Origin of the sequence: Kitasatospora sp. NPDC059722 (assembly GCF_042733235.1) — a bacterium.
Taxonomy (GTDB): Bacteria; Actinomycetota; Actinomycetes; order Streptomycetales; family Streptomycetaceae; genus Kitasatospora.
Map to the genome: position 1 here is coordinate 154,648 of NZ_JBHWGD010000005.1, position 11,704 is coordinate 166,351.

An 11,704-nucleotide genomic window follows, 5' to 3' on the forward strand; every position below is an offset into this window, starting at 1 on the left:
CCGTGGTTGCGCCGGCTGGGGCGCGCGCCGTCGCACCCGCCGTCGCGCCTGCGGTGGCGGTCACCGTGATCGGTGGCGCGCGGCCGGAGCGGGCGGCTGAGCACCCGCCGACCACCGTGATCGGCCCGGTCGAGGCGCAGGCCGCCCGGACGCCCGCCGCACCCGCGCTGGTGCTCGCGGGCGGGGCGGTGGTGACGTACGGCGAGCTGAACGCGGCGGCCAACCGGCTGGCGCGCGCCCTGGCCGCCCGGGGTGCCCGGCCGGGCACGGTCGTCGGGCTGGGCCGGCTGAGACCGGTGGACCAGCTGACCGCGTTGTTGGCGGTGGCCAAGTCGGGGGCGGCGTTCCTGGCCCCGGAGCCGGGGGAGCTTGGGGAGCCGGGAGAGCTTGGGGATTTGGGGGAGCCGGGAGACGCTGGCGTCCTGACCGAGGCAGCTCCGGTGCTGGTGCTGGAGGAGGACGACCTGGCGGTCGGCGGCGGGCTCGCCACCGACCCGCCCAGGGCACTGACGCCGCAGCACCCGTTGTGCGTCGCCCCCGGCCCGGGCTCCCGCCCGTCGGCCGCCCGGCTGACGCACGGGGAAGCGGACCGCCGGGTGCGCGAGCTCCAGGCGGCGTACCGGCTGGGCCCGGACGACCGGGTGCTTCAGACGGGGCTGCCGACGTGGGCGTACTTCTGGCCGCTGCGGACGGGTGCGGCGATCGTGCTCGCTGACGGCTGACGGGCGACAGAAGACAGCGAACAACTTTCAGATAACAGGTTTCAAAATCTGTTATCTGAAAGTTGTCATCTGTTACCCGCCCCCGGTCCCCCCGTCAGTCCTCCGCCGCCGCCCGGCCCGCCGCGAAGTCCGCCGCCGTCCACGCCATGGCGACCGCGCCGTCGAGCACGGCGCGGTCGCCCTCCGTCGACACCGCCGCCTGCGCGAAGGCGGGTTCGTGCGGGGCGCACGTGCCGCCGGTGATGTCCAGGACCGGGTGGATCGCCGGCACCGCGTGCGACACGTTGCCCATGTCGGTGCAGGCGAACGGTCCGCTCTCGACCGGTTCCGGGCGCCCCAGCGCCGCCGCGTTCGCCCGCCACAGGGCGAGCAGTCCGGCGTCGCCGCGCATGTCGAGGTAGTCCGGTTCGGGCCGCGTCAGCGTCACCTCGCAGCCGGTCGCGAGCGCCCCGGCGCGGAAGCAGGACTCGACGCGCTCGCGCAACTCCGTCAGGTCCTCGGCCGCCGTCGCCCGCAGCTCGTACTCGGCGCTCGCGCTGTCCGGGACGAGGTTGGGCGCCGTCTCGGCGGCCGTCGTGATGCCGTGGACGCGCCACTGCGGCGGGAGGTGCTGGCGCAGCAGTCCGAGGGCGACCTGGGCTACGGTCAGCGCGTCGGCGGCGTTGCGGCCCTCGTGCGGGTTGAGGCTCGGGTGGGCGGTGCGCCCGGTGTAGCGGACGGACAGGGTGCCGAGCGCGAACGACCGGAAGTCCGCGACCTCCACCGGGCATGGATGCACCATCATCGCGGCGTCCACCCCGTCGAACACGCCCGCGTCGAGCAGCAGGGCCTTCCCGGCTCCGCGTTCCTCCGCCGGTGCGCCGATCACGCGCACCGTCAGCCCGAGCCGGTCCGCGTGCGGGGCGAGTCCGAGCGCCGCCCCGACGCCGGCGGCGGCGATCAGGTTGTGCCCGCAGGCGTGGCCGAGTCCGGGTAGTGCGTCGTACTCGCAGACGAGCGCGACGGTCGTCGGCCCGCTGCCGAGGGTCGCGGTGAACGCGGTGTCGAGGCCGCCCGCTGGTGCGGTGACCGCGTACCCGTGGGCGTCCAGCAGTTCCGCGCACCAGGCCGCCGCCCGGTGTTCCGCGAACGCGGTCTCGGGGTGGGCGTGGATGCGGTGGCTGAGCGCGAGCAGGTCCGCGCGGTGAGTGTGGACGTGCTCGCGGACGGCCCGCTTGGTCGTGGTGAGTGGCACGGCGGGTGTCTCCGATCGGTCAGGGCCCGCGCTCCAGCAGGCCGTTGACCAGATCGTATGACCTTAGGTTAGGCTAACCTAAGTCGCTCGTCCCTTGCTGTTCCCCCTGCCGTTCCCCTTGCCGAACCGCCTTCCCGTTCCGCCTTCCCGTTCCGCCTGCCGGACCCGACCGGACCCCGAGGAGCTCCCCGCACCATGCCCCGCCACCAGGCCGCGTCCGACCCAGCCGCCCCCCTCCGAGGAGCGGTCGCCGACCTCCCGCTGCTCGCCACCCAGGCGGCCATCTGGTTCGCCCAGTCGCTCGACCCCGGCAGCCCGGCGTACAACACCGGTGACGCCGTCGAGATCACCGGCCCGCTCGACGAGACCCTGTTCGAACGCAGCCTCCGGCGGGCGGTCGGCGAGGCCGAGGCGTTGAGCGCCGTCGTCGTCACCGGTCCGGACGGCACGCCGCGCCAACGGCTGAGCCCCGGCCGCCCCTGGCTGCTGCACCGCCTCGACGTGAGCGCCGCCGCCGACCCCGACGCCGAGGCCGACGCCTGGATGCGCGCCGACCTCGCCCGCCCGGCCGACCTCACCGCCGGCCCGCTGTTCACCCACGCCCTGATCCGCCTCGCCGCCGACCGGCACCTGTGGTACCGGCGGATCCACCATCTCGCCGTCGACGCCTATGCGTTGGCCCTCCTGGGCGAGCGCGTCGCGGAGCTGTACACGGCAGGCGCCGGCGGCACCCGTCCCGCCGAGAGCCCGTTCGCCCCGCTCGCCGAACTCGTCGCCGAGGAGCAGGCCTACCGCCACTCCGACGAGTACGCCGCCGACCGCGCCTTCTGGACCGCCCGCCTCGCGGACACCGGCAGCGCCGCCGCCACCACCGACGCGACCGCCGCACCGGCCACGTTCCCCGGCCGCACCGCCGATCCCGACGCGAACGCCAACGCCGCCCCCGCCGCCACCACCACCCCGCCCCTACGCCTCGCCGCCGACCTCCCCGCCGGCACCCGCGACCGCCTGGAGCGCGCCGCCACCGCCGCCCGCGCCACCTGGGCCGAACTCGTCCTCGCCGCCACCGCCGGCTACCTGCACCGCCTGGCCGCCACCGAGGACGTCGTCCTCGGCCTCCCGCTCGCCAACCGGCGCGGCCCCGCCGCCCTGCGCACCCCCGTCGCCACCGCCAACGTCCTCCCGCTGCGCGTCGCCGTCCACCCCGCCGACACCGCGGACGGGCTCCTGCGCCGGGTGGTCCGCGAACTGCGCGCCGTCCGCCGCCACCAGCGCTACCCCCTGGAGGACCTGCGCCGCGACCTCGCCCTGACCGGGGACCGCCGCGCCCTGTTCGGCCCGGTGGTCAACATCAAGGCCTTCGAGGGCGACCTCGACCTCGCCGGCCTGCCCGGCACCGTGCGCAACCTCGCCGCCGGCCCGGTCGACGACCTCGCGCTCGCCGTCTCGCCCGGCCCCGACGGCGCCCTGCGGCTGGTCCTGGAGGCCGACCCCGTCCGCTACGACGCCGACGCGCTCGCCGCCCACCGGGACGGCCTGCTGCGCTACCTCGACGGCCTCGCCCGGCTGCTCCTCGACGGCCCCGGCACGCCGATCGCCCGCATCGACCTGCTCGACGCCGACGCCCTCCGCCGCGCCACCACCGGCCGCGACGAGCCGCCGGCCGACCGGACGCTGCCCGAGCTGTTCGCCGAGCAGGCCGCCCGGACCCCGGCCGCCGCTGCCGTCCGCTGCGGCGAAGTCGCGCTCACCTTCCAGGAGTTGGACGAGGAGTCGACTCGCCTCGCCCACCGCCTCGCCGCGCTCGGCGTCCGCGCGGGGGCACCCGTCGCTCTGGCCCTGCCCCGCAGCGCCGACACCGTAGTCGCGATGCTCGCCGTGCTCAAGGCCGGCGGTGCCTGCGTGTCGCTCGACCTCGCCCACCCCCGGCAGCGCCTCGCCGCCGTCCTGGCCGACGCCCGCCCGGCCTGCGCCGTCGGTACCGCCGCCGCCCTCGCCGGGCTCGACCTGCCGGGCCACGTGCCCACGATCGTCCTCGACGCGTCGCTCCCCGAACCACAGTTCCCCGAATCGCAGCTCCCCGAATCGCAGCTTCCCGAATCGCAGCTTCCCGAACCGCCGGTCACCGCCCTTCCGGCGCCCCAACTCGCCGCCCCCGCCTACATCCTGCACACCTCGGGTTCCACCGGCCGGCCCAAGGGCGTCGTCGTCACCCACGCCGCGCTGGCCAACCTCCACGCCGGACACGGCGAGGACCACATCGCCCCGGCCGTCCGGCGCACCGGCCGTACCCGTCTGCGCGTCGCCCACAGCGCCTCCTTCGCCTTCGACGCCTCGTGGGACCCACTGCTGTGGATGGTCCACGGTCACGAACTGCACCTCCTCGACGACGCCACCTACCGAGACCCGGCCGCCCTCGTCGCCCACGTCGACCGCGAGGGTGTCGACTACCTCGACGTCACCCCGTCCTACCTCGAAGTCCTGCTCGCCGAAGGCCTCCTGGACGACGGCCGGCACCGCCCGGCCGTCATCGCCGTCGGCGGCGAGGCCACCCCGCCCGCGCTGTGGCAGCGCCTCACCGCGGTCCCCGGCGTGTGCCCCGTCGACCTGTACGGTCCGACCGAGACCACCGTCGACGCCTACGCGTGGACCCCGGGCCCCGACGGCACCCCCGTCGGCCGGGTGGTGCGCGGCTCCCGGGCCTACGTCCTGGACGGCTCCCTGCGCCCGGTGCCCGACGGCGCCACCGGCGAACTCCACATCGCCGGGGCCTGTTTGGCGCGCGGCTACCTCGGCCGTCCGGACCTCACCGCCGAACGCTTCGTCGCCGACCCGTACGGCCCGCCCGGCTCCCGGATGTACCGCACCGGGGACCTCGCCCGGCGCCGCCCCGACGGGACGCTGGAGTTCCTCGGCCGCGCCGACGACCAGGTGAAGATCCGCGGCTTCCGCGTCGAGCCCGGCGAGATCGCCGCCGTCCTGGCGCAACTCCCCGACGTCGAGCGGGCCGTGGTGATCGCGCGACCGGGCCCGCAGGGCAAGCGGCTGCTCGGCTACGCGGTCCCCGCGCCCGGTGCGACGCCCTCGCCGGCCGCGCTGCGGGCCGGACTCGCCGCCCGCCTGCCCGCGCACATGGTGCCGGCCGCCGTCCTCGTCCTCGACGACCTGCCGCGCACCGCCCACGACAAGCTCGACCACCGCGCCCTGCCCGAACCCGTCGCCACCGCGGGCGGATCGGAGCCCGCGGCCACCCCGCAAGAGGAGGTCCTGTGCGGCCTCTTCGCCGACGTCCTCGCCCTCGCCGAGACGCCCGGCCGGGACGCGTCCTTCTTCGACCTCGGCGGCCACTCCCTGCTCGCGGGCCGCCTCGCCGCGCGCGTCCGCGAGACCCTGGGCGCCACCGTCGGGTTCGCCGACGTCTTCCGCCACCCCACCCCGGCCGGGCTCGCCACCCTGCTGCGCGAGCGTTCCGCCCCCGAGCCGCGCCCCGCCCCCGAGCCGCGCCCCGCCCCCGAGCCGCGCCCCGCCCTCGTGCCCGTCCCGCGCGCCGAGCGCATGCCGCTGTCGCCCGCCCAGCGCGGACTCTGGTTCCTGCACCGGCTCGAAGGCCCCAGCCCCACCTACAACATCCCGCTCGCGCTCGCCCTCACCGGTCCGCTCGACCGGGACGGGCTCGCGCTCGCCGTCGGCGACCTCGCGGCCCGGCACGAGATCCTCCGCACGGTCTACGGCGAGGAGCCCGACGGGACGCCGTACCAGCGGGTACTGCCGGCCATGCCCGTTGCGCTGCACCATGGCGACAGCCTTGCCGGGGCGGTCCGCCACGCCTTCGACCTGACGGCCGAACCGCCGCTGCGGGCAAGCCTGTTCAGGGACGGCGAGCAGGAGCACACGCTCCTCCTCTTGCTCCACCACATCGCCGGCGACGGCGCGTCCACCACCCCGCTGGCCCGCGACCTCGCCACGGCCTACCGCGCCCGGGCAGCCGGGTCCGGTCCCGAATTCGGCGAACTCACCGTCCAGTTCGCCGACCACGCCGCCCGCCAGCGGCAGCTCCTCGGTACGCCCGAGGCGCCGACCCCGCTCGCCGCCCGGCAGCTCGACCACTGGCGGACCGCGCTCGACGGCCTGCCCGACCAGCTCGAACTCCCCACCGACCGCCCGCGCCCGGCCGTCGCCGGACACGACGGCGCCACCGTGCCGTTCGCGCTCGGCGCCGAGGCCCACGCCGCCCTCGCGGCGCTCGCCCGGGCCACCGGCGCCACGGTCTTCATGGCCGTCCAGGCGGGTCTCGCCGCCCTGCTCACCCGGCACGGCTGCGGCACCGACATCCCGGTCGGCACCCCGGTGGCGGGCCGCGACGAGCCGGAGACCGCCGCGCTGGTCGGCTACTTCGTCAACTCGGTGGTCCTGCGCACGGACACCTCGGGCGCCCCGGGCTTCCGTGAGCTGCTCGGGCGCGTCCGCGGCACTGTCCTGGCCGCGCACGAGCACGCCGACCTGCCGTTCGACCGGCTCGTCGAGGAACTCAACCCGCCCCGGTCGCTGGCCCGGCACCCGCTCTTCCAGGTGATGCTGGCCTGGCAGAGCCGCCCGGACGAGGACTTCGCGCTGGCCGGGGGCCTCACCGCCCGCATGGCCGCCGTGCCCACCGGCACCGCCAAGTTCGACCTCACCCTCAACGCGGGCGAGCTCCCCGGCGGCGGCATCGGCGGCTTCCTGGAGTACCGCACCGACCTGTTCGACGCGTCCACCGCCGAGGCCCTGGCCACCCGGCTCGCCCGGCTCCTGACCGCTGCCGCGGCCGACCCCGACACCGCCATCGGCCGACTCCCGTTGCTCGGCGAGGAGGAGCGCCGGCGCGCACTCGTCGACTGGAACGGCACGCCCGTCCCCTCGGTGCCCGGTCCTGGGCTGCCTGGCCCTGGCGTGCCCGGCGCGACGCTGCCCGAGCTCTTCGAGGCGGCCGCAAAGGCCAATCCCGGGGCCGTGGCCGTCGGTTACGGGGACGATCGGCTCGACTACGCCGAACTCGGCGCCCGCGCCGACCGCTTGGCCCGCGCCCTCGCCGCGCGCGGCATCGGTCCCGGTACGATCGTCGCGCTCGCCCTGCCCCGCTCGCTCGAACTCGTCGTCGCCCTCCTCGCGGTGACCAAGTCCGGCGCGGCCTACCTGCCGCTCGACCCCGACTACCCGGCCGACCGCCTCGCCTACATGCTGGCCGACGCCGCCCCCGCCGCCCTCCTCACCGATCGCGCCACCGCACCCCGGCTGCCCGGCAACGACGTGCCCCGACTCCTCGTCGACGACGAAGAAGAGGCGTTCCCCGCCGTCCCGCTCGCCCAGCACGAACGCACCCGTCCACTGCGGGCCGACGACACCGCCTACGTCATCTACACGTCCGGCTCCACCGGCCGGCCCAAGGGCGTGCCCGTCACCCACCGCAACGTCGTCCGGCTGTTCGGCGCCACCGACCACTGGTTCGGCTTCGGTCCCGAGGACGTCTGGACGCTCTTCCACTCCTACGCCTTCGACTTCTCCGTCTGGGAGCTGTGGGGCGCCCTGCTGCACGGCGGCCGGCTGGTCGTCGTCCCGCACCTGGTCAGCCGCGACCCGGCGGCCTTCCTCGACCTGCTCGCCCGCGAGCGCGTCACCGTCCTCAACCAGACCCCGTCCGCGTTCTACCAGCTCAGCGCCGCCGACCGGGACCACCCCGGGCGCGAACTCGCCCTGCGGTACGTCGTGTTCGGCGGCGAGGCGCTCGAACCCGGCCGCCTCGACGACTGGTACGCGCGGCACCCCGAGGACGCGCCCGTCCTGGTCAACATGTACGGCATCACCGAGACCACCGTGCACGTCACCCACCGCGCCCTCGACCGGGCGAGCGCCGCCGCCGGAACCGGCAGCACCATCGGCGTCAACATCCCCGACCTGCGCGTCTACGTCCTCGACGAGCACCTCCAGCCCGTGCCGCCCGGCGTCACCGGCGAGATGTACGTCGCCGGGGCCGGCCTCGCCCGCGGCTACCTCGGCCGTCCCGCGCTGAGCGCCGGGCGCTTCGTCGCCGACCCGTACGCCGAGCTGTTCGGCGAGCGCGGCACCCGGATGTACCGCTCCGGCGACCTCGCCCGCCGCCGCGCCGACGGGGAACTGGAGTACCTCGGGCGGGCCGACCAGCAGGTGAAGATCCGCGGCTTCCGGATCGAACCCGGCGAGATCGAGGCCGTCCTGGCCGCCCACCCGGGCGTCGCCGACGCCGCCGTGGTCGTCCGGGAGGACGCCCCCGGCGACAAGCGGCTCGTCGGCTACGCCGTCGCCACGGCCACGCCGGACGAGCTCCGCGCCCACGCCGCCGCCGGACTGCCCGTCCACATGGTGCCGTCCGCCGTCGTGCTCCTCGACCGCCTCCCGCTCACCGCCAACGGCAAGCTGGACCGCCGCGCGCTGCCCGCCCCCGAGGCGCCCGCAGCCGGTGCCGGCCGTCCGCCGCGCACGCCGCGCGAGCAGCAGCTGTGCGAACTGTTCGCCGAGGTCCTGGGCGCCCCCGCGGTCGGCGTCGAGGACGACTTCTTCGCCCTCGGCGGCCACTCGCTGCTGGTCGTCCGCCTCGCCGGCCGGATCCGCGACGTCCTCGGCGTCGACGTGGGCATCGGCACCCTGTTCCGCGCCCCGACGGTCGCCGCCCTGGACGCAGCCCTGGCCGCCGGGGACGAGGACGTCGACGCGCTCGACGTCCTGCTCCCGCTGCGGCCCGCCGCACCCGGACGGCAGGCCCCGCTGTTCGCGATCCATCCGGCGGGCGGCCTGAGCTGGTGCTACACCGGGCTGATCCGCCACCTGCCCGCCGACGTGCCGATCTACGGCCTCCAGGCGCAGGGCGTCGGCGCCGCCACCGCGAAGGAGCCGCTGCCGCGGAGCCTGGAGGAGCTGGCGGCGCACTACGCGGACCGGCTGCGCGAGGTGCAGCCCGACGGCCCGTACCGGCTGCTCGGCTGGTCCACCGGCGGCATCATCGCGCACGCCGTCGCCGTCCGGCTCCAGGAGCTGGGCCACGCCGTCGAGCTGCTCGCCATCCTGGACGCCTACCCGGCCGAGGGCTTCCGTGAGCTGCCCGTCCCCGACCAGGCCGAGGCGCTGGAGGCCCTGCTCACCATGGGCGGCTTCGGCCCGGCCGACCTCGCCGGCCGGCCGCTCGAACTCGCCTCCGTCACCGCGCTGTTGCGCCGCGAGGGCAGCCCGCTCGCCGGGCTCGGCGACGCCACCGTCGAGGCCCTGAACCGGATCTACCTCAACACCAACCACCTCGTGCGCGGCTACGACCACCGGCGCTTCGACGGCGACGTGCTGTTCTTCCGCGCGACCGTCGACACCATCGACGAGACGCTCGTGCCCGAGCTGTGGACGCCGTACGTGTCCGGCCGGATCGCCGACACCGACGTCGCCTGCTCGCACAAGGACATGACCCTGCCCGCGCCCATCGCGCACATCGCCCGCGTGATCGCCGACCACCTGGAGAACGCCACCCATGAGTGACGCACCCGCCAACCCCTTCGACGCCGACGGCGACTTCCTCGCCCTTGTCAACGGCCAGGGCCAGCACTCCCTCTGGCCCGCCTTCGCCGCCGTCCCGGCCGGCTGGGACGTCGCCCACGGCCCGTGCGCCCGCACCGCCGCCCTGGACTGGATCTCCGCGCACTGGACCGACCTGTGACCGCACCCGCCGAGGCCCGGCCCCTCCCGGCCGGCCGGGCCGCGGTGGTCGTCGCCTACACGGCCGCGATGTGCATGAGCGGCCTGGACTCGACGATCGTCAACCCCGCGCTGTACACGATCGCGGGGGACTTCGGCCGGCCGGTCGAGGCGGCCAACGCGGTCGAGACCGCGTTCCTCGTCGGCCTCGCCGCCGGCCTGCCCGTGGCCGGCTGGCTCGGCGACCGGTACGGGGTGAAGCGGGTGTTCCTCGGGGCGCTGGCCGCGTTCACGCTCGCCTCCGCGCTGTGCGCCGCGGCGCCCGGGCTGGGCGCACTGGCCGCCGCCCGGGCCGTCCAGGGCGTCGCGGGCGGCCTGCTGACGCCGGTCGGGATGACGCTGCTGTTCCGGGCCTTCGCCCCGCACGAGCGGGCGGGCCTCGGCAAGGTGCTGATCGTGCCGACGGCACTGATGCCCGCCCTCGGCCCGCCGCTCGGCGGGTTCCTCACCGAACACCTCTCCTGGCACTGGCTGTTCCTCGTGAACGTGCCGATCGGCGCGGCCACCGTGGCCGTCGGACTCGTCGGCCTGCGGGCGGGGGAGGAGCCACCGGCCGGACGCTTCGACACCACCGGCTTCCTGCTCGCCACCCCGGGCCTCGGCCTGCTCACGTACGCGCTCGGCTTCGGCCCGGCGCAGGGCTGGTCGTCGCCGGAGGTGCTGGTGAGCGGGGTGACCGGGACGGCGCTCCTCGTGGCCGCCGTGCGTCACCAACTCCGGTCCGCCGAACCACTGGTGGACCTGCGGCTGCTCGCCGACCGCACCTTCGGCGCCGCCGCCCGGCTCGCGCTGCTGACGTCGGCCGGGCTGATGGGCGCGCTGTTCGTCCTCCCGCTGCTCTACCAAGTGGCCCTCGGTGCCTCGGCGCTGGACGCGGGCCTGAGCGTCTTCCCCGAGGCGATGGGCCTGATGGCCGCCTCCCAGGCGGTGGACCGCCTCCTGCCCCGCCTCGGCCCGCGCCGCCTGGCCGTGCCCGCCCTGCTGCTGGCGGCGGCGGTCCTGACCGCGCTGGCTTTCACCGAAGACCCGTGGGCGGTACGGGCGTTGATGTTCGCCGTGGGCCTGGTCCTGGGCACCGCCGTGCTCACCCTGCAGATCGCCGGCTTCGCCGACATCCCGCCGCCCGCGACGGGCCGGGCGGTGGCCCTGTTCACGATCGTCCGCACCCTCGGCGGAGCCCTGGGCATCGCGACGACCGCCGCCCTCGTCGCCCTCCTGGCCGACGGCGACAACCCCACCCCCTACCGCATCGCCCTCCTCGCCACCGCCCTCCCGATCGCCGCCGCTGTCCTCCCCGCCACCCGCCTCCCGAAGGCCCTCGCGCCCCCGCCACCGGAAGACTGATCACGCGGAGAGTCGATCCGCGTCCCCGAACCGTTCGGCTTCGAGCTGGACCTGTCCGGGCTGGTCCCCTACCGGGACTGACTACTCGCTCGGCCAGAGGATCAGGTTCGGGAGGGCGTGGCGGGCCGGGGAGCCGCCCGACGATGTGAGGGCTGTGCGGATGTCGTGGAGGTCCTCGACCGTGAGCTGGAGCGGGGGTTCGTCGGGCTGGTAGGTGGTGCGGATCGGGTAGTCCACGCCCGGGGTGGTGGTCATCTCGATGTGGCAGCCGAGCACGTGGGTGACCGGGCGGCGGTCGGCGAGGGCGATCAGGCGGTCGATGCTGCGCGTGAACGCGGGCCAGTCGTCGATGTAGAGCCGCCCGGGGTAGACGGTGTCGCCGGTGAGGAGGACGCCCGTCCAGGGGTCGTAGTACGTGACCGCCGCCGGGTGGTGGCCCGGGGTGGCGAGGCACTCCAGCACCCGGCCGCCGCCCAGGTCGACGAGGGCCACGGCGTCCGGGTCGGTGTCGAAGCCGAAGAAGGGCCATGCGACGGCCGGGTCGGGGGGGGGGGGGGGGGGCGGGGTGCGGGGGGGGGGGCGGGGCGCGCCGCCGCCCCCCGCGCGCCGCGGGGGGGGGGGGGGGCGCGCGCGGCGGATCACCCCCCCCCCCGGG

The 11,704-nt window shown here is 76.1% G+C and carries 6 protein-coding genes; 4 read left to right on the forward strand and 2 right to left on the reverse strand.

The window, feature by feature from the left end; genetic code table 11:
- Window positions 1–2: 2 nt before the first annotated feature.
- The gene (locus ACFV4F_RS05080) at window positions 3–722 is read left to right on the forward strand and encodes an AMP-binding protein (protein ID WP_380500481.1); all 720 of its coding nucleotides are present in this window, start codon (window positions 3–5) and stop codon (window positions 720–722) included.
- A 94-nt stretch (window positions 723–816) separates the two neighbouring features.
- Here ACFV4F_RS05080 and ACFV4F_RS05085 read toward each other — a convergent pair whose 3' ends face one another.
- Window positions 817–1,956: an amidohydrolase gene (locus tag ACFV4F_RS05085; RefSeq protein WP_380500482.1), complete on the reverse strand. Its 1,140-nt coding sequence runs from the start codon at window positions 1,954–1,956 to the stop codon at window positions 817–819.
- A 195-nt stretch (window positions 1,957–2,151) separates the two neighbouring features.
- Between ACFV4F_RS05085 and ACFV4F_RS05090 the strand changes: the two genes are divergently transcribed.
- Genes ACFV4F_RS05090 through ACFV4F_RS05100 form a run of 3 tightly spaced genes read left to right on the forward strand, consistent with a single transcriptional unit; the run spans window position 2,152 to window position 11,049 of the window.
- On the forward strand, window positions 2,152–9,489 hold the full coding sequence (locus tag ACFV4F_RS05090) for an amino acid adenylation domain-containing protein (protein WP_380500483.1): 7,338 nt from the start codon (window positions 2,152–2,154) through the stop codon (window positions 9,487–9,489).
- Window positions 9,482–9,667: an MbtH family protein gene (locus ACFV4F_RS05095; protein ID WP_380436147.1), complete on the forward strand. Its 186-nt coding sequence runs from the start codon at window positions 9,482–9,484 to the stop codon at window positions 9,665–9,667. The genes ACFV4F_RS05090 and ACFV4F_RS05095 overlap by 8 nt, the downstream gene beginning before the upstream one ends.
- Entirely contained in the window at window positions 9,664–11,049 is a 1,386-nt protein-coding gene (locus ACFV4F_RS05100; RefSeq protein WP_380500484.1) for a DHA2 family efflux MFS transporter permease subunit, read from the forward strand. The genes ACFV4F_RS05095 and ACFV4F_RS05100 overlap by 4 nt, the downstream gene beginning before the upstream one ends.
- Before the next feature lie 81 nt (window positions 11,050–11,130).
- Here ACFV4F_RS05100 and ACFV4F_RS05105 read toward each other — a convergent pair whose 3' ends face one another.
- Window positions 11,131–11,541 carry an MBL fold metallo-hydrolase gene (locus ACFV4F_RS05105; RefSeq protein ID WP_380500485.1) on the reverse strand — a complete coding sequence of 137 codons (411 nt, stop codon included), beginning with the start codon at window positions 11,539–11,541 and terminating at the stop codon, window positions 11,131–11,133.
- Window positions 11,542–11,704 lie beyond the last annotated feature (163 nt).

What these genes read in the sequence shown, in the direction of transcription:
- ACFV4F_RS05090 (WP_380500483.1), top strand. Translation starts at nt 2,152, where the DNA reads ATGCCCCGCCACCAGGCCGCGTCCGACCCAGCCGCCCCCCTCCGAGGA.
- ACFV4F_RS05095 (WP_380436147.1), top strand. Translation starts at nt 9,482, where the DNA reads ATGAGTGACGCACCCGCCAACCCCTTCGACGCCGACGGCGACTTCCTC.